Genomic DNA, 17,898 nt, shown 5'->3' on the forward strand with positions numbered 1-17,898 from the left:
TCCTGGGCTACATGAAAGTGGCCTTTCCCCTGATGCTCATGTCCATTGTGGTCTCCACGGTATACCTGCTCTTCTGGCACCATTACCACGGGCTGGTGTCCCTGCTGGGCACCCTGGCGGCCGGTGCACTGATCTGGCTGGTTTCCATCCCCGTGAATAATCTGCTGTTACGCACGGAAGAAACCTCTGCCGGGAAAGTGCTCTCCGGGCCGGGACAGGCATGATGTGGCGTATGTCTGAAGATCCCGTGCCATATGCTGGTAACTTACTGATTTGATAGCTTCCTGGCCAGGGCCTGGTCTTTTAAAAAAGCAAGCTTTGATAATCAACCGGTCACATCCAATGACCGGTTTTTTAACATTAAGAACTGACCACGTTTCCACAATAGGGGCGGGGTGTTTTTATTGTTCAGGTGGTCATACCATAAGCCGAACGAGTTTTACGACCGTTCACACCAGTATTATAGACTTTTGAGGTGGAAATTCGACGCTTTAGCAGAAAATTCTTAGTGTTATGAATTCAGTTGGTGTACGATACAATACAGACAAAATATATCAAATTGTGCAGGGAAAAAGGGATGAACCGAAAAGCCCATGTCCGGGGTGGGGGAAGGAGGCAGAAAAAACACCAGTTAAGGAGGTTTTGCATGTGTCCAGCGAAGACAGAGCTCTGGAAGTACTATTAAAAGAGGACCGGGTATTCCCGCCGCCGCCCCATTTTATAGAGAAGGCGGTAGTCAAGGATCAGACTCCGTACGAAGAAGCCCGGGCCGACCGGGAGGCCTTCTGGGCCAGACAGGCCGAACGCCTGGACTGGTTCCAGAAATGGGATAAGGTGCTGGATGCCGGTCAGGCACCGTTTTACAAGTGGTTTGTGAACGGTAAGTTAAACGTTTCGTACAACTGTATCGACCGCCACCTGAATGCCGGGCGCAGGACCAGGGCGGCCATCATCTGGGAGGGGGAACCGGGGGACGACCGGATTCTCACCTACCAGGATCTCTACCGGGAAGTGACCAGATGCGCCAATGTGCTCAAGGAGATGGGGGTCAAGCGGGGTGACCGGGTGAGCATCTACCTGCCCATGATTCCCGAACTGCCCATTGTCATGCTGGCCTGCGCCCGCATAGGTGCCACCCACAGCGTGGTCTTCGGCGGCTTCTCCGCAGAATCCTTGAGGGACCGCATCAACGACTGCCAGGCCAAACTGGTGGTGACGGCCGACGGCGGCTGGCGACGGGGGAATATCGTACCCCTGAAAAAGAACTGCGATGATGCCCTGGCCGGATGCCCCACGGTGGAAAAGGTGCTCCTGGTCAGGCGCACCGGCCAGGAGGTCGATCTTGTGGAGGGCCGGGATTTCTGGTACCACGAGATGATGGCCGCCGCCCCCATCGGCTGTGAGCCGGAGCAAATGGACGCGGAGGATATGCTGTTCATCCTCTACACCAGCGGAACCACGGGGAAACCCAAGGGGATTGTCCATACCACCGGCGGGTACCTGGTGGGCGTTTCCGCCACCCACCGGATGATTTTCGATATCAGGGATGATGATATTTACTGGTGTACCGCCGACATAGGATGGATCACCGGCCACTCCTATATCGTTTACGGTCCCCTGGCCAATGGTTGCACCACGGTGATGTACGAAGGGAGTCCCGACTGGCCGGATAAGGATCGCTTCTGGGCCATTGTGGAAAAGTACGGGGTGAACATTTTATATACCGCTCCCACGGCCATCCGCACCTTCATGAAGTGGGGCCCGGAATGGCCCGCCCGGCGGGACCTGTCCTCCCTGCGTTTGCTGGGAACGGTGGGCGAGCCCATCAACCCCGAGGCCTGGATCTGGTACTACAAATACATTGGCCGGGAGCGCTGTCCCATTGTGGATACCTGGTGGCAGACGGAAACCGGTATGATCCTTATCTCCCCCCTTCCGGGCGTTACTTCCCTGAAGCCGGGTTCAGCCACGGTGCCCTTCCCGGGGGTGGAGGCGGCTGTGGTGGATGGGGCGGGTAACCCCGTTCCGCCCGGCAGCGGCGGATACCTGGTGTTGAAGTCCCCCTGGCCGGCCATGTTACGGACCATCTACGGGGATCCAGACCGGTATATAGCCCAGTACTGGAGCCGTTTTGAAAATATGTACTTCACCGGGGACGGGGCCGGGTGGGACGAAGATGGTTACTTCTGGGTCATGGGCCGGGTGGATGATGTGATTAACGTCAGCGGTCACCGCCTGGGGACCATGGAAATCGAAAGCGCCCTGGTGGAGCACCCGGCGGTGGCGGAAGCTGCGGTTATAGGCAAGACCCACGAGTTAAAGGGGCAGGCGGTAAGCGCCTTTGTGACTCTAAAGGAAGGTATCCGGGGCACCTCCGAGCTGGCGGTTGAATTAAAGGCCCATGTGGCCCAAAAGATCGGTGCCCTGGCCCGGCCGGAGGATATTTTCTTTACCGCCGAGCTGCCCAAAACCCGCAGCGGTAAGATTATGCGCCGCCTGTTGCGGGATATAGCCGAAGGGCGGGTGCTGGGTGATACCACCACCCTGGCCGATCCCGCTGTGATGACTCAGATTAAAGATAATTACAGTTCGCAGGAAGGTTAGGTGCCGTTTCTGCCGGACAATGGCCGGAATAATACAATGCCGGTTGATTGGATGGGGCTATATCTATTATGTAGTGACGGGAATCTATCGTAATCGGGAATCTATCTAATCAAGTAAATTAGAGGCAGGTTTAAAAAAACCTGCCTCTAATTTATCAAAACGCTTTTTTATTCCCGCTGGAGGAATGGACATTCGGAGGACGTATACTTATAATAATTAATGTAATGATGAAAGAGGGCCCTGTATTTGAATATAAAGAAAATTAAGGTAATAACGACAAGTTTAACGTTACCGGACATCGGGAGTGAACATGTTTCCAGGGAATTTCCCATGCCGCTAATGGCAGCATCACGAAGGAAGAAAATGTCTTTTAAAAGAGGCACCGGTGAGCGCCGGGCCGCTTAACCCGACGACCAACGACTATTTTCAAGGAGGGGGCGAGGATGCAAAAAAGACTGGCCCTGGGTGTTATTGCCCGCTGGTTGCCCATCAACCTGCTGGCTACCGGTTTGGTCCTTTTATGGGACCCCGCCGCCTGGATGCTGGTGGTGGCTATGCTTTGCGTGAATGCCGTGGCGGCCTTTCTGGTGAACGATTATTTGCAAAAGCAAAGGCTGGTTAACTTAAAAGCCGAAAAACATCCCCTGGACTCCACCCTCCAGATTGCCAGTCAGACCTTACCCTACCTGCGCCGGGGCTTAAATGAACAAACGGCGGAAAAGACGGCGGAGATTATTCAACGGATCAGTGACGTTTCGGCCGTAGCCATTACCGACCGGCACAAGGTGCTGGCCTATATCGGTGCCGGGGCGGACCACCACCGTCCGGGCCGGCCCATTATGACCGACGCCACCCGGGAAGTTTTGAGCACCGGTCAGCTTAAGGTGGTTATCAACGGCTATGACCTGCACTGTCCCGTTCCCACCTGCCCCCTGCAGTCGGCGGTGATTGCCCCCCTTAAGTGTAAGGAAGAGGTGGTGGGCACCATCAAACTTTACCGTACCCAGCCGGGGGAAGTGCCGGTGGCCTTGATCAAACTGGCGGTAGGTGTGGCCCAGTTGCTGGGCATGCAAATGGAACTGGCGGAACTGGACCGCCAGGCGCAGCTGGTCACGGAGGCTGAGCTGGATGCCCTCCATGCCCAGATCAACCCCCATTTCCTTTTCAATACCCTGAACACCATCATCATGTTCAGCCGGACCAACCCGGAAACGGCCCGGCGGCTTTTAATCCGGCTGTCCTGTTTTTTCCGCCACGCATTGAAACGGCACGGCCATTTTAATACTCTGAAGGAGGAAATCGAATATTTAAATACTTATTTAATTCTGGAGAAGGCCCGTTTTCGTGACAAGCTGCGTATTGTGCGTAATATAGACCGGGAACTGCTGGATTACCGGGTGCCGGTACTGACCATCCAGCCCCTGGTGGAAAATGCCATCAAACACGGCATACTGCCCAAGCCCGGCCAGGGCACCGTGCAGATTACGGCCCAGCGGCTGGATGAGGATATGCTGATTGTGATCCGGGACGACGGGGTGGGCATAGCGCCGGAAAGGCTGCCCGAAATACTGCGCCCCGGGGTCGGTTCGGGTAACGGCGTGGGATTGAGCAATGTACATGAGCGGTTAAAGGGATTGTTTGGAGAGGATTACGGTTTGCGCATAATCAGCGCGGTCAACGCCGGGACATCGGTTTATGTGCGGGTGCCTTTGATGTGCAAATTGATTAAAGAGGAGGGGAGAGCGGATGAAACTCAAAGCGTTAATCGTTGATGACGAGTATCCCGCCCGCCAGGAGTTGCGTTACGCCCTGGGCAATTTCGAAAACGTGGAGATTGTGGGGGAGGCCACCAATGCCCAGGAGGCCCTGGCCCTGATCAAAGCCCTGGACTATCAGGTGCTTTTCCTGGACATTTCCATGCCCGGCATGAACGGTCTGGAACTGGGAGCGGCCATTCAGGAACTACCCCGCCAGCCCCAGGTGATCTTTGTCACCGCCTACGATGAATATGCCGTACAGGCCTTCGAGGTCAACGCGGTGGATTACCTGCTCAAACCGGTGGATCAGGCTCGCTTGAAGAAAGCCGTGGATAAGGTGTTTAAGATAAGGCAGGAGGCGGTGGCGGCGGAAGCAGCCGCCACAGGGGAGGAATCCGCACCGGCGCCCGTCCGGGGGGACAACGGCAGCCAGATCAAAATCGACCGCATTCCCGCGGAAAAGCAGGGCAAAACCGTGCTGGTGGCAGAGTCGGATATTGTCTATGCTTTTACGGAACAGGATTATATATATATCAAAACCTATGCGGATAAATTGTTTACCCGTTTTACTTTGAAGGAACTGGAAGCCCGGTTGAATCCGGCCATGTTTTTCCGCACGCACCGTTGTTATATAGTCAATTTGCACAAAGTAAAAGAAATAGTGCCCTTCTTTAACGGCACCTATAATCTGGTGGTGGATGACAGGGATAACAGCGAGGTGCCCGTGAGCCGGGCTCAGGCCAAGAAGTTGCGCAGGATACTGGGCTTTTAACTGCAGGAATAAAGAACCGGTATACCTTTTAAAGGATACCGGTTCTTTGAATTAATTACAGAGGGTCCCGTCATATCCAATTTATCTATGATTTCTACATGTATAGCCAGCGGGTATACTTTGACCATCTCAGGGACCTGGCTGTAATTCATCATAATTCCGCGTTCATTTCTAGGTCCTGACGATTAAAGTAACGATCATACCGATAAAACCAATGGCTACTGCCATTAGTAGTCTTATGGTCCATGTCCTGTTATTATCTAACTTGTCATATACATTTTTTTCAATCGTTCTGATTTCCTGGCGCAGGGTATTAATTTCCTGGCGCAAACCACTGTCAACGGTTTTGATTTCCTGGCGCAGGTTGCTTTCAGTGGCTTTGATTTCCTGGCGCAAACCATTATCGATGTTTTTTATTTCCTGGCGCAGGGTATTAATTTCCTGGCGCAAACCACTGTCAACGGTTTTAATTTCCTGGCGCAAACCACTGTCAACGGTTTTAATTTCCTGGCGCAAACCACTGTCAACGGTTTTAATTTCCTGGCGCAAACCACTGTCAACGGTTTTAATTTCCTGGCGCAAACCACTGTCAACGGTTTTGATTTCCTGGCGCAAACCACTGTCAACGGTTTTGATTTCCTGGCGCAACTTGTTTTCCGTGTCCTTAATTTCCTGGCGCAGGTTGGTTTCAATGGTTTTGATTTCCTGGCGCAATTTGTTTTCCGTGTCCTTAATTTCATCCCGTAGCCGGTGTTCCATATTATCCATCCGGTTAATGAGAAAAATTAAGGGATCCGGTTGCCGCCTGGCCTCCCAGTTACTTTCCTCCGAGGATGCCGCTATTTCTTTTTTTGCTTCTTCCACTGCGCACACCGCCCTTCCGGTACCCCTTGCCTTTATTTTACCATTTGCCAGCATTCCGAGGCAATCCATATCTTACACCTTGTTTTACACTTTAAACCGGGAAGCGATGGACTGCAGTTCAGCGGCCAGGGTGCTCAGGGACTCGGCGGTGGCCGACACCTCTTCCATGGCCGAGGACTGTTCCTCTGCCGACGCAGTAATATTTTGTACACCGGTGGATATTTCCTGGGCGGCCAGGGCCACCTCCTGAATTTGACCGGTGAGATTCTGCACCGAATTGATGATTTCCAGTAAAGAGCGGTTTACTTCTTCCACCATCCGGCTTCCGGCCCTGACTTCCCTGGTGCTGGTATCCGCAGCCCCCACCGCCTGATCCATTTCCTGTTGAATGGCCTGAATGACCTCCTGTATTTCTTTGGCCGCCCCCGCCGATTGTTCGGCCAGGCTGCGCACTTCTTCGGCCACCACGGCGAAACCCCGCCCGTGTTCTCCCGCCCGGGCGGCCTCGATGGCCGCATTTAATGCCAGCAGGTTGGTCTGTTCGGCAATCCGGGTGATCAGCTCCACCATGGCGCTGATATTTTGCGATTTCGATTTGAGATCGTCCATGGTCCGGGAAGCCGCTTCTGCGGCCCTGGCTATATTATTCATTTGGGTGCTGATTTTTTCCATGGCCAGGGTCCCTTCACCGGCGTGCTGGGATACCTTGGCCGCCGCATCGGATACCCGCTGGGCGTTTTCAGATACCTGTTCGGCCGAACCGGCCACCTGGCTGATGGTGGCCGCCACCTGGCTGGCCCCCGCCGCCGTTTCTTCGGCGGTGGAGGTCAGTTGCTGGGAGGCGGCGGAAAGGGCGCGGGATTTTTCCACCAGTTCCCGGGCCATATGTTTCAAACTGGCGGCCATCTGGTTGAATGCCCGGGCCATCCGGCCCACCTCATCCCGGGTATTTACGTTGATCTCCCCACCGCTTAAATCACCGGCGGCAATGCGCGTGGCCTTTTCCTCAATGCGCACCAGGGGACTGGCGATTGATCGGGCCGTATAAAAACTGACTCCCAGGCCGGCCAGCAGGGCCAGAATAATCAGGGCGGGTACCATAACCATGGCCTGTTGTATCCGTGTGGTGTTTGTCGCTTTGCCTTGCTCCAAAAGTTCCTGCTGGTATTCCACCAGACCCTGTCCGGCGGTAATCACTGTTTTCAGGGTATCACCACTGGTAATCATAAATGATTCCAGTTCGTCCATCCTGTTATCCTGCCGTAGTTTGATGGCCTCCTCGGCGTACTTGAGGGAATCGGCATGGGCTTTTTGAAAATAGGCATGCAGGGTACGTCCCTGTTCGTCATCCAGGTGCTGGGCCAGATCGGAGATCTCCTGTCCCACTTTTTTTGCTTCAGCTTGATAATTGTTCAAATAGTTGGGGTTGCCCGTAAGCATATAGCCGCGCAGATCCAGGGCCGATCTTTCATACTGGATGAGGATATCCTGGGCCATGCTGATTACTGCTGTTTTGTGCTCCACCAGATCGCTGTATGAGCTGTTTATCAGGTATAGCTGGGTCAGGGACAGAAATCCCATGATCAGGGTAAGAAGCAAAACTGTGCCAAAGCCAAGAATTAACTTGCTGCGTATTTGCATACCCTTGCGATTTAAAAGGCGGTAAAAATCACAGCGGCGGCATTCCTCGCTTTTTTCCGCCGTGGAACCCTGTTCTTTACCGCCGCACAGGGTATGGTCCACCAGCCAGCAATCCCTCCCCCTGTTTTGCGTATAGGCCGGACAACAGTCTTTCCTTTCCTCCGGACATGCCTTATATTCCCAGCAATTTTTTCCGGCTTTTTTGTTTTTTTTCATTATCTTTCTCCCTCTTCCCTTTGTCTCTACGGTTTTCATACTTATATATAAAATTCGACAGAAAGGACGGGTTCTAAAGAACCTTTCCGGGGTATATTTTGGTGCCATTATGGTTTACACTAAGATCGGATCAGGCATTAACTGGCAGGGAAGGTGGGCAATGGGGATGCAGGCCGTATGGGACATGCTGAGTGATCAGAAAATCTGGAGCCTCCTGGGGAACGTACAGCGCCGTTTGGATGAAGATGTGGTGCGCTTGATGTTCATCGAGCTGTTCAGCCGGGTGAAAATACTGGAAGAAGAAAATCTGGCTTTAAGAGTTTTGCTTATGGAGCAGGAACTGGTTGATGAGGATTTGTACGAGGTAACCAGGCAGGCGGTACGGGAATTTTTAAAAGAAAAGGACGACCAGCGGGCGGCGGAAAGCGATTTCTTTGCCCGGTCGGGCGTGCCCTTTCCGGAATGGGTCAATTTCAAACTCAGGGGTACATTTGATAATATTGCTCTGGAATAGGAACCCGGGCACCGCCGGATGAAAATGAAACCATGTTTTCTCAAATAAGCCGGCAGGTTTTTTAATCCGGAGGGAGAATTGAGTGTTGGGTGGCACCAAAGCGAGTTCACGGAATATACCTGCCAATTTTTAATCAGCCAGAGGAAGATCCATATGGATACAATAGATGTGCGGGGGATTGGTACGGATCTGGTGGCCATAGGGAGAGTGAAAAAAGCGGTGGCCAGATTCGGAGAGCGTTTTATAAACCGGGTCTTTACACCCGGCGAGCGTGCCTGCTGTGCCGTTCGACGGGATCCCCATCCCTGTTATGCGGCCCGCTTTGCGGCCAAGGAAGCGGTGTTGAAGTCCCTGGGAACCGGTCTTTCGGCCGGCTCCCGTTGGCGGGATATAGAAGTGGTGCGGGACGGCAGGGGGGTTCCCGGGGTGGTTCTGCATGGAGGTGCGGCCGCCATAGCCCGGGAAAAGGGTATCCGCAGGATTCTGTTGACCCTTTCCCATGACGGGGATTATGCCGTGGCCTTTGCCATGGCCCTCGGTGATTAACTGGTTGGATTCGGAGGTGTACTGTATGCGGGTGGTTACCGGGGCGCAGATGCGGGAACTGGACCGGGCGGCCATGGAAGATTACGGCATACCCGGTCTTGTTCTTATGGAGAACGCCGGGCTGGCAGTGGTCCGGGTGGTGCGGCAGATTCTGGGTGACCTGGCCGGCCGGCGGGTGGCCGTATTTGCCGGGAAAGGGAATAACGGCGGGGACGGCCTGGTGGTGGCCCGGCATCTGTTTAACGCCGGGGCGGAAGTAAAGGTGCTGCTCCTGGCCAGGCCCGAGGAGATCACCGGTGATGCGGCGGTGAATCTTTCTATCTGGCAGAAAATGGGGCAGCCGGTGTATCCCGTGGTCAGCGGGGAGGATCTGAATGCGGTGCGCCTTTTCCTGGTGGGAACGGCCTGCGTGGTGGACGCCATCTTCGGCACCGGTTTTAAAGGGGCGGCCCGGGAACCGGCAGCCGGGGTGATCGAGGCCATCAATGCCAGCGGCAAACCGGTGGTGGCCGTGGATATTCCCTCCGGACTGGAGGCCGACACCGGCCAGGTGCACGGCCCCTGCGTGCGGGCCGCCCACACCGTCACCTTCGCCCTGCCCAAACTGGGCCTGGTGCAGGAGCCCGGGCGCAGCCATGTGGGCGAACTGCATGTGGCCGATATCTCCATCCCCGCCTTTTTGCTGGAAGGAGGCAGTCCCGGGCGTTACCTGATTACGGAAAAGATGGTGCGGGAGTGGCTGCCTCCCAGGCCGGCCTGGGCACACAAGGGGTCCTGCGGCCGGGTGCTGGTGGTGGCCGGTTCCAGGGGCATGAGCGGGGCGGCCTGCCTGACGGCCCTGGGAGCCGCCCGGGCCGGGGCGGGGCTGGTTACTCTGGCCGTGCCCGGGCAGTTACAGGATGTGGTGGCAGTTAAGCTGACCGAAGTAATGACCGTGGGATTGCCCGGGACCCGGGAAGGGACTCTGGCCCGCAGCGCCCGGGCGGAGATTTTAAATCTACTGGAAAGAAACGATGTGCTGGCCATTGGGCCGGGCCTTTCCCGCCACCTGGAGACGGTGGCCCTGGTGCGGGAGTTGCTGCCGGCGCTAAAGGTGCCGTGCGTCATTGATGCCGACGGCTTGAACGCCCTGGCCGGTGACGCCCAGATTTTAAAACGCATTTCCGTGCCGGCGGTGGTTACACCCCACGAGGGGGAGATGGCCCGGTTGCTGGGGCATCCCCCGGAGGAGATCCGCTCCCGGCGGCTGGCTGTGGTGGAAGAGGCGGCCGGTGCCTGGGGGGTGGTTACCCTGCTCAAGGGTGCCGCCACCCTGGTTTCCTCTCCGGAAGGGATCACCTACATAAACAGCACCGGCAATCCAGGTATGGCCACCGGGGGCAGCGGCGACGTGCTCACCGGTTTGATTGCCGGCCTTCTGGCCCAGGGACTGGACGCCGCCCGGGCCGCCGCCGCCGGGGCCTTCCTGCACGGCCTGGCCGGGGATATGGCTGCCCGGGAAAGGGGAATGCGGGGCCTGCTGGCGGGAGATATTCTGGAAATGCTGCCGCCGGCCATGGCCCGGGTGGAATGTAACAGGATGGGAACTTTTTAAAAAAGGTATTGACAGCAGTTTTTTATTGCCTTATACTTTTGTCCAGGGTAAAGGTACAGGGAAGTATCTCTCCCGGCGATGGCGCTTTTTGACGGGGCGATCCGTCAAAGGGCGTTTATAATTTTTACGGTTCATCCAAAGGCGGACAGCAGGCAAAGGCGCTTTTCCGGAAAGTTTTCTCCCGGAAAGCGCCTTTTTGTTTCAGTAAGGAAAAATAAACGGAACCGGTTTCCCATGAATCGTGAAGCGAGGGTGCTTGAAGGGGAGCGATGGTGCTCCACTTAAAGCACCCTTTTCCCGTTTGCGGGGTAAGGGCACTGTTTACCGAAAATACTACCGCAACGCCCGGCCGGTGAATTGGCGCCATTCACTGCGGGCGATGAGATATACATCATCTTCCGGCCTGTGCGGTTGGGCTCGGGCGGCCGGATACCGGCCGGAGATGAAAACGGCAGATTGAATATAAGGGTTCAATTTGCCCGGCATTCACTGGCACCATGAAAATTACTTAAGCCGGTTCACAGGTAAAAGAAATCATTTCAGGTTTACCCTATTCCGGTGAGTGCTGAGGTCTACCGGGCGATTGACATCTGACGACCAACAACTACTTTAAGGAGGTTTTTGGCATGTTCAGACGGTTGCGCAATGGCCTTTGCCTGCTGCCGGTGGCCTTGCTGGCCATACCCGGCCTGGCCTGGGCCGACGAACCGAAGATTGATACGGGGGATACCGCCTTTGTTCTTATCTCAGCCGCACTGGTAATGATCATGACCCTGCCCGGGGTGGCCCTGTTTTACGGCGGCATGGTCCGGCGCAAAAATACCCTGAGCACCATCATGCAGAGCCTTTTTATCATGGCCCTTGTCTCGGTGCAGTGGGTCCTCTGGGGATACACCATCGCCTTCGGTCCCGACAGGATGCACCTGTTTGGCGGCCTGGACTGGCTGGGTTTAAATGGTGTGGGACAGGACCCGAACCCGGATTATTCAGCCACCATTCCGGCCCAGGCCTTCATGGCCTTCCAGATGATGTTTGCCATTATCACCCCGGCTTTAATTACCGGCGCCTTTGCCGAACGGATGCGTTTCCCGGCCTTTGTAGCTTTTATCCTGCTGTGGTCCACCTTTGTTTACGATCCCCTGGCCCACTGGGTATGGGGGTTGGACGGATGGCTGCGTAATCTGGGCGCCCTGGACTTTGCCGGCGGTACGGTGGTGCACATCAGCTCCGGTGTTTCCGGCCTGGTGGCAGCCCTGGTATTGGGGAGGCGCAAGGGCTATGGCTCGGAACCCATGGTGCCCCACAACCTGCCCTTTACCGTCCTGGGGGCGGCGCTGCTCTGGTTCGGCTGGTTCGGCTTCAACGCCGGCAGCGCCCTGTCGGCCAACGGCCTGGCGGCCAGCGCCTTTGTGGTGACCAATACGGCTGCCGCTGCAGCGGCCCTGTCCTGGGTCTTTGCCGAGTGGGTTCACCATGGCAGGCCCACCGTCCTGGGTGGCGCCAGCGGTCTGGTGGCCGGTCTGGTGGCCATCACCCCCGCCTCCGGTTTTGTGGGTCCCATGCCGGCGGTAATCATCGGCCTGGTGGCCGGCGTGGTTTGCTATCTGGCTGTGAGCGTACTGAAGACCAGCCTCGGTTACGACGATTCCCTGGATGCCTTTGGGGTACACGGCATCGGCGGTACCTGGGGCGCTATAGCCACCGGCCTGTTTGCTTCCAGGGCCATCAACCCTGCGGGTGCCGACGGGCTGTTTTTCGGCAATCCGGGACAGCTCTGGACGCAGATAATTGCCGTGGCGGTCAGCTGGGTTTTTGCAGCAGTGCTAACCTTCGTTATTTTGAAAGTGGTGGGTGTGTTCTTCAAACTGCGGGCCAGTGCCGACGAGGAAGAGCAGGGTCTGGATATCACCCAGCACGGCGAGGAGGCGTATTCCGATATGGTTCTGGGCGCTCCACTGGGTACGGGTACGGTAGTGCCCGGTGCCGCCGGCAATGCCATGGTCACGAAAGCCGGAGAAGCCGGAGTATAGCAGAAAAAACCCAATGGTTACCCCTGGCTGTATGGAAAGCTTAAATTTTAATATCCGGTGCCGGCTACCGGAACTGAACGGTCTGGTGCCGGCCCGGGAAGGGAGGTTTTCCCATGACCAAAATTGAATGCATTATCCGCCCGGGCAAGCTGGAGGATGTGAAGGATGCCCTGGGCAAGTTCGGCATCCACGGCATGACTGTGACCCAGGTGATTGGCTGCGGGCTGCAGAAGGGCCGTACGGAAGTTTACCGGGGCAAGGAATACAGCATCAACCTGTTGCCCAAGATTAAAGTGGAAATTGTCCTGGCCGACAAGTACGTGGATGAAGTGGTGAAGCTGATCCAGGAAGCGGCCCGTACGGGCGAAATCGGCGACGGCAAGATCTTTACTTACCCGGTGGGCAATGCCATCCGCATCCGTACGGGCGAATCGGGAGAAAACGCCATTTAAGGGGTTGTGAACATTTTGCCGCCGGATAATTGTTCCGTTTGCAGCGGGAGAGTGCTACCGCAATGATGCCGGTGGCCCGCTCCCCCCTGGCAATGAATGCTATGAAAGTAAACTATGACGTTTATGGGCATTGGCGCCCCGGATCGAGGGACCTTCTTTCCCTCCCTTTAATACCGGGGCGTCGTTTTTTACATAAGACAGGGACGATGTCGTCCCGGTGCTTTGCGGCGGCGTACATACAAAGATGTACTTTCCAGGGCATTGCGGCCCCGGCCGGGAAGGAAAGGTTTCCCCTTCCCCCGCCGGGGCTTTTTTAATACAAACGGAGGTGTATTCCCATGACCAGGAAAATTGCCATTTACGGTAAGGGTGGTATCGGAAAATCCACCACCACCCAGAATACGGCGGCGGCATTGAGTCATTTTTTCGGTAAAAAAGTGATGATCCACGGTTGCGATCCCAAAGCCGACGCCACCCGCTTGATTCTGGGGGGCAAAATGCAGGTGACGGTGCTGGATACCCTGCGGGAACTGGGGGAAGACGCCGTTACCCTGGACCGGGTCTGCCAGACGGGTTTCGGCGGCATCCGCTGTGTGGAGTCGGGCGGTCCCGAGCCCGGCGTGGGCTGTGCCGGCCGGGGGGTGATCACGGCGATCAACCTGATGGAAGAACTGGGGGGGTATGACCCCGCTCTGGATATGATTTTCTTCGACGTGCTGGGCGACGTGGTTTGCGGCGGGTTCGCCATGCCCGTGCGGGAAGGCAAGGCGCAGGAAATATACATCGTGGCCTCCGGGGAAATGATGGCGCTTTACGCGGCCAACAACATCAGCCGGGGGATGGTCAAATACGCCGAACAAAGCGGCGTGCGCATGGGCGGCATCATTTGCAACAGCCGCAATGTGGACGGGGAAAGGGAACTGCTGGAGGAGTTTTGCGCCCGCCTGGGCACACGACTGCTCATGTTCATCCCCCGGGACAATATCGTGCAGAAGGCGGAATTCAACCGCCAGACGGTGACCGAATTCGATCCGGGATCGGATCAGGCGCAGGCCTATAAGGAATTAGCCCGCAGGTTGATCGAAACCACGCCCGACGACCTGGTGATACCCACGCCCATGTCCATGGATGAGCTGGAAAACCTGGTGGTTAAATACGGCCTGTTGGATTGATCACCGGATCATTTGATGTTAAACCAGAACAAAGGAGGGCTTCCCATGAAAATGATCCGGGCCATTGTACGGCCGGAAAAAAGTGAAGAAGTGGCCGATGCCCTGGCGGAGGCCGGGTTTGTCGCCCTGACCAAAATAGACGTGGTCGGCCGCGGTAAACAAAAGGGCATCCAGCTGGGTACGGTTTACTACGATGAATTGCCCAAAGTGATGTTTTTGCTGGTCACGGACGACGACAAGGTAGCCCGGGCCGTTGACGTGATCACCAGGACGGCCCATACCGGTAACTTCGGTGACGGCAAGATCTTTGTCACGCCCGTGGATGAAGCCTACACCGTGCGCACCGACTCGGCCGGCCTTTAGGGAGGTGCGGGCCTGTGAAGGAAATTTACGCCGTTATCCGGCCAAACAAGATCGGTGCCACCAAAGAAGCCCTGGCCATCCTGGGCTTCCCCGGCATGACCGCCGTCAAGGTGGTGGGCCGGGGCAAGCAGCGGGGAATACTGGGGGAAGTGTCCTTCAACATCGATCCGGAGCTGCTCAAAACGACCGGGGGAATGAAATATGTCCCCAAACGGCTGGTCTACCTGGTGGTGGACGATGCCGACGTACCGCTGGTGGTGGCCGTGATCATCAAAATCAACCGGACCGGTCAGATCGGTGACGGGCGCATCTTTGTCTGCCCGGTGGAGGAAGCGGTGCGGGTGCGCACCGGTGAAAGAGGCAAAGAGGCAATTTAGGTAAAGGGGGAATGTCGCAATGCCCATGGTCAAAATGAAGTGCGATGAGCTGATCCCCGAGCGGGATAAGCACATTTATATAACCGAGGAAGGTAAATCCATCATCCCCAGTTGCAACATCGCCACCCTGCCCGGAGACATGACCGAACGGGGCTGCGCCTTTGCCGGCGCCCGGGGGGTGATCGGCGGCCCCATCTCCGACATCATCGCCATGGTGCACGCCCCCGTGGGCTGCGCCTGGTATACCTGGGGCACCCGGCGCCACCTGTCCGACCTGTACCCCTGGGCACTGCCCGGCCGGCTGACCAATGTGGCCTTCAACCGCCGCTATTGCGTGGTCACCGATATGCAGGAAAAGGACGTGGTCTTCGGGGGCATGAAAAAACTGGAGCGGGCCTGCCTGGAGGCCATCCGCCTTTTCCCGGAGGCCAAAGGCCTGATCATTTTCACCACCTGCACCACCGGCCTGATTGGTGACGACGTGCAGGCGGTGGCGCGACAGATTGAAAAGAAAACCGGCCTCCCCGTCTTCACCGCGGAATCGCCGGGCTGCTCCGGGGTGAGCCAGTCCAAGGGGCACCACGACTTCAACACCCAGTTTTACCGCCAGGTGAAGGCCCTGCGGGAGCGGCGGCCGGAACTGAAAATGCGGGAGGAGGAAAAAACTCCCTACGACATCTGTTTGATCGGCGACTACAACATGGACTGGGACTTGAAGGTGATCAAACCCCTCTTTGAAAAAATCGGCGTACGCATCGTGGCCGTGTTCAGCGGCAATGAGCGCATCGAAAACCTGATCAAAATGCCCGACGTGAAATTAAACGTGGTGCACTGCCAGCGGTCGGCGGAATACATCGCGGAAATGGAGAAGGACGGCTATGACATCCCCTTCATTCGCTGCTCTCTGTTCGGCATTCATCAGACCAGCAAGGCGCTGCGGGAAACGGCGGCCTTCTTCGGCCTGCAGGAGCGGGCGGAAAAGGTGATTGCCGAGGAGCTGGCCCGGGTGGAAAAGAGCCTGGCCTTTTACCGGGAAAAGTTGCAGGGCAAGCGGGTGGCCATTTATGTGGGCGGCCCGCGGGTCTGGCACTGGATCAAGCTGATGGAAGAGTTGGGCATGACGGTGGTGGCCGGTGCCTGCACCTTTGCCCACGAGGACGATTACGAGAAGATCAACGCCCGGGCGAAGGCCGGTATGCTGGTGATTGACGCGCCCAATGAATTTGAAATCGAGGAAATGCTGCTGGAAACCAAACCCGATCTCTTCCTGACCGGATTGAAGGAAAAATACCTGGGACGCAAAATGGGCATACCCACAGTCAACTCCCATTCCTATGAAAAGGGTCCTTACGCCGGATTTATCGGTATGATCAACTTCGCCCGGGACATTTACCAGGGCATTTACGCCCCTGTTTGGAAGTTCCAGTGGGGTATTAAGGGCATGACGGGGGGGGAAGAAAATGCGGCTGAATGAAATTCCGGTGGAAGGCATCCCCTACGACCAGTTGAAAATCGAAAAAATACCCTGCACCCCGGCCTATATAGAGCGGGCGCCGGAACTGGTGCCCGCCAGAGCCCGCACCGTGGTGATCAACCCCAACCGCACCTGTATGCCTTTGGGCGCCATGTGGGCCGTGCTGGGGGTACACGGGGCCATCCCCTTCGTGCAGGGGGCGCAGGGCTGCACCACTTACGTGCGCTACACCTTCTGCCGGGTGTTCAAGGAGCCGGCCACCATTGCCACTGCCTCGTTCCACGAGGATGCGGCCGTTTTCGGCGGCCGGCGCAACCTGGTGGAGGGCCTGCGCAACCTGGTGGTGCGCTACTGGCCGAAATTGATCGGGGTGGTGACCACCTGTTCCAGCGAAATTATCGGCGACGATATGGTCAGCTTCATCAAAATGGCCCGGGCGCGGCTGCGGCAGGAAATCGGTGCGGAAAAGGCCGACCGGATCCCGATCGTACTGGTGAATACGCCCAGTTTCGCCGGTTCCCACGTGGAGGGGTACGACCGGGCATCCCGGGCCTTTGTGGAAACCCTGGCCACGGTGAAAGACAAACCCAACGGTAAAGTGAATATCATTCCCGGCCTGCTCTACCCCGGGGATATCCGGGAAATAAAACACCTGCTGCGGCACATGGGGGTGGAAGGAATTGTGCTCTTTGACATTTCCGACCCTCTGGATGCTCCGTTAAGACCACCGCAAAAGTTCCCCTATGAACCGCCGGGGGGGACCCCGGTGGAGCAGATCCGGGACATGGCCAACTCGCTGGCCACCTTTGCCCTGCAGCCCCACTCCGGTCAGGCCGGAGCCCGTTACCTGGAGCGCAAATACGGCGTGCGGGCCGTGGTCGGGCCGCCGCCGGTGGGAGTGCAGGGTACCGATGAATTTTTAAGCACCTTGAGTGCAATCACAGGCAAACCAATCCCGGAAACGCTGCTGGATGAACGGGGCCGGCTGGTGGACTCCCTGGCCGACACCTTCCACCACACCATGATGAAAAAGGTGGCCATCATGGGCGATCCCGATGTGGTGCTGGGGGTTACCCGCTTTGTGCTGGAGATGGGCATGGAGCCGGTGGCTCTGGCCGGCGGCACGGCCAGCAAGACTTTTGAGCACTCCATGGGCGAAATTTTAGCCGAAGCCGGCTACACCGGTAACCCCCTGATCCTGAACGGCGGTGACCTGTTTGAGTTTGAAGAATACCTGAAAAAGCAGCCCCGGCTGGATTTAATCATCGGCAACTCCAAGGCCGTGGACATTTCCAGGGAGTTGCAGGTGCCCCTGGTACGGGTGGGTTTCCCGATTTACGACCGCTTCGGCTATCAGAAACGGCCCATTGTGGGCTACCGGGGCGGGGAAATCCTGCTGGCGGAAATCGTCAACAGCATACTGGGCCACCAGTATCCGGACGACCGGACACACCAGCTTTAAAAGAATATACCTTTGGGGCCCGGGCCGGCCGGTGGGGATCACGGATCGCCCACGGCGCCC

At 56.8% G+C, this 17,898-nt stretch carries 15 protein-coding genes and 1 pseudogene; 14 read left to right on the forward strand and 2 right to left on the reverse strand.

The genetic code is table 11. The features are described from left to right. The 4 genes and pseudogenes from GFC01_RS18790 to GFC01_RS11760 all read left to right on the forward strand — a co-directional run. A pseudogene (locus GFC01_RS18790) lies at positions 1 to 224 on the forward strand (hypothetical protein); the annotation flags it as partial. 424 nt (positions 225 to 648) lie between these two features. Then, positions 649 to 2,604, forward strand: coding sequence for an acetate--CoA ligase (gene acs, locus GFC01_RS11750; RefSeq protein WP_341473933.1), 1,956 nt, complete (start codon positions 649 to 651; stop codon positions 2,602 to 2,604). Positions 2,605 to 3,047: 443 nt separating this feature from the next. Then, positions 3,048 to 4,376, forward strand: a complete 1,329-nt coding sequence (locus tag GFC01_RS11755) for a histidine kinase (protein ID WP_152947322.1) — start codon at positions 3,048 to 3,050, stop codon at positions 4,374 to 4,376. Then, a complete protein-coding gene (locus GFC01_RS11760) occupies positions 4,351 to 5,133 on the forward strand; it encodes a LytR/AlgR family response regulator transcription factor (protein ID WP_152947323.1) in 783 nt (260 codons plus the stop codon). The genes GFC01_RS11755 and GFC01_RS11760 overlap by 26 nt, the downstream gene beginning before the upstream one ends. A 171-nt stretch (positions 5,134 to 5,304) precedes the next feature. On the opposite strand, the gene GFC01_RS11765 is transcribed toward GFC01_RS11760, so the two are convergent. Continuing rightward, on the reverse strand, positions 5,305 to 5,997 hold the full coding sequence (locus GFC01_RS11765; RefSeq protein ID WP_152947324.1) for a DUF1640 domain-containing protein: 693 nt from the start codon (positions 5,995 to 5,997) through the stop codon (positions 5,305 to 5,307). Positions 5,998 to 6,081: 84 nt separating this feature from the next. Next, positions 6,082 to 7,854: a methyl-accepting chemotaxis protein gene (locus GFC01_RS11770; RefSeq protein ID WP_194174925.1), complete on the reverse strand. Its 1,773-nt coding sequence runs from the start codon at positions 7,852 to 7,854 to the stop codon at positions 6,082 to 6,084. 166 nt (positions 7,855 to 8,020) lie between these two features. Here GFC01_RS11770 and GFC01_RS11775 point away from each other — a divergent pair, with 166 nt between their 5' ends. The 10 genes from GFC01_RS11775 (at position 8,021) to GFC01_RS11820 (ending at position 17,838) form a co-directional block, all read left to right on the forward strand. Then, on the forward strand, positions 8,021 to 8,368 hold the full coding sequence (locus GFC01_RS11775; RefSeq protein WP_243137524.1) for a hypothetical protein: 348 nt from the start codon (positions 8,021 to 8,023) through the stop codon (positions 8,366 to 8,368). Positions 8,369 to 8,521: 153 nt separating this feature from the next. Next, positions 8,522 to 8,914, forward strand: a complete 393-nt coding sequence (acpS, locus tag GFC01_RS11780) for a holo-ACP synthase (RefSeq protein WP_152947327.1) — start codon at positions 8,522 to 8,524, stop codon at positions 8,912 to 8,914. Positions 8,915 to 8,939: 25 nt separating this feature from the next. Continuing rightward, positions 8,940 to 10,508: an NAD(P)H-hydrate dehydratase gene (locus tag GFC01_RS11785; protein WP_152947328.1), complete on the forward strand. Its 1,569-nt coding sequence runs from the start codon at positions 8,940 to 8,942 to the stop codon at positions 10,506 to 10,508. Positions 10,509 to 11,134: 626 nt separating this feature from the next. Further along, positions 11,135 to 12,538 (forward strand): ammonium transporter, encoded by a 1,404-nt coding sequence (locus GFC01_RS11790; RefSeq protein ID WP_152947329.1) that lies wholly within the window; start codon positions 11,135 to 11,137, stop codon positions 12,536 to 12,538. A gap of 113 nt (positions 12,539 to 12,651) precedes the next feature. Then, the gene (locus GFC01_RS11795; protein WP_152947330.1) at positions 12,652 to 12,990 is read left to right on the forward strand and encodes a P-II family nitrogen regulator; all 339 of its coding nucleotides are present in this window, start codon (positions 12,652 to 12,654) and stop codon (positions 12,988 to 12,990) included. 338 nt (positions 12,991 to 13,328) lie between these two features. Continuing rightward, complete coding sequence (gene nifH, locus GFC01_RS11800; protein ID WP_152947331.1) at positions 13,329 to 14,162, forward strand: nitrogenase iron protein; 834 nt, start codon at positions 13,329 to 13,331, stop codon at positions 14,160 to 14,162. Between the two features lie 45 nt (positions 14,163 to 14,207). Then, positions 14,208 to 14,525 (forward strand): P-II family nitrogen regulator, encoded by a 318-nt coding sequence (locus GFC01_RS11805; RefSeq protein WP_152947332.1) that lies wholly within the window; start codon positions 14,208 to 14,210, stop codon positions 14,523 to 14,525. Positions 14,526 to 14,539: 14 nt separating this feature from the next. Continuing rightward, entirely contained in the window at positions 14,540 to 14,902 is a 363-nt protein-coding gene (locus GFC01_RS11810) for a P-II family nitrogen regulator (RefSeq protein ID WP_341473934.1), read from the forward strand. A 19-nt stretch (positions 14,903 to 14,921) separates the two neighbouring features. Then, a complete protein-coding gene (locus tag GFC01_RS11815) occupies positions 14,922 to 16,376 on the forward strand; it encodes a nitrogenase component I subunit alpha (RefSeq protein WP_152947333.1) in 1,455 nt (484 codons plus the stop codon). Next, entirely contained in the window at positions 16,363 to 17,838 is a 1,476-nt protein-coding gene (locus tag GFC01_RS11820) for a nitrogenase component 1 (protein WP_152947334.1), read from the forward strand. Before GFC01_RS11815 ends, GFC01_RS11820 begins: the two co-directional genes overlap by 14 nt. Positions 17,839 to 17,898 lie beyond the last annotated feature (60 nt).

The sequence above is a fragment of the Desulfofundulus thermobenzoicus genome (assembly GCF_009428905.1).
In the GTDB taxonomy this organism is placed as follows: Bacteria; Bacillota; Desulfotomaculia; order Desulfotomaculales; family Desulfovirgulaceae; genus Desulfofundulus_A; species Desulfofundulus_A thermobenzoicus.

Excerpts from the sequence above, each read along its gene's own strand:
- GFC01_RS11755 (WP_152947322.1), top strand. The coding sequence starts at position 3,048 with ATGCAAAAAAGACTGGCCCTGGGTGTTATTGCCCGCTGGTTGCCCATC.
- GFC01_RS11760 (WP_152947323.1), top strand. The coding sequence starts at position 4,351 with ATGAAACTCAAAGCGTTAATCGTTGATGACGAGTATCCCGCCCGCCAG.
- GFC01_RS11770 (WP_194174925.1), bottom strand. The coding sequence starts at position 7,854 with ATGAAAAAAAACAAAAAAGCCGGAAAAAATTGCTGGGAATATAAGGCA.
- GFC01_RS11775 (WP_243137524.1), top strand. The coding sequence starts at position 8,021 with ATGCAGGCCGTATGGGACATGCTGAGTGATCAGAAAATCTGGAGCCTC.
- acpS (WP_152947327.1), top strand. The coding sequence starts at position 8,522 with ATGGATACAATAGATGTGCGGGGGATTGGTACGGATCTGGTGGCCATA.
- GFC01_RS11785 (WP_152947328.1), top strand. The coding sequence starts at position 8,940 with ATGCGGGTGGTTACCGGGGCGCAGATGCGGGAACTGGACCGGGCGGCC.
- GFC01_RS11790 (WP_152947329.1), top strand. The coding sequence starts at position 11,135 with ATGTTCAGACGGTTGCGCAATGGCCTTTGCCTGCTGCCGGTGGCCTTG.
- GFC01_RS11795 (WP_152947330.1), top strand. The coding sequence starts at position 12,652 with ATGACCAAAATTGAATGCATTATCCGCCCGGGCAAGCTGGAGGATGTG.
- nifH (WP_152947331.1), top strand. The coding sequence starts at position 13,329 with ATGACCAGGAAAATTGCCATTTACGGTAAGGGTGGTATCGGAAAATCC.
- GFC01_RS11805 (WP_152947332.1), top strand. The coding sequence starts at position 14,208 with ATGAAAATGATCCGGGCCATTGTACGGCCGGAAAAAAGTGAAGAAGTG.
- GFC01_RS11815 (WP_152947333.1), top strand. The coding sequence starts at position 14,922 with ATGCCCATGGTCAAAATGAAGTGCGATGAGCTGATCCCCGAGCGGGAT.
- GFC01_RS11820 (WP_152947334.1), top strand. The coding sequence starts at position 16,363 with ATGCGGCTGAATGAAATTCCGGTGGAAGGCATCCCCTACGACCAGTTG.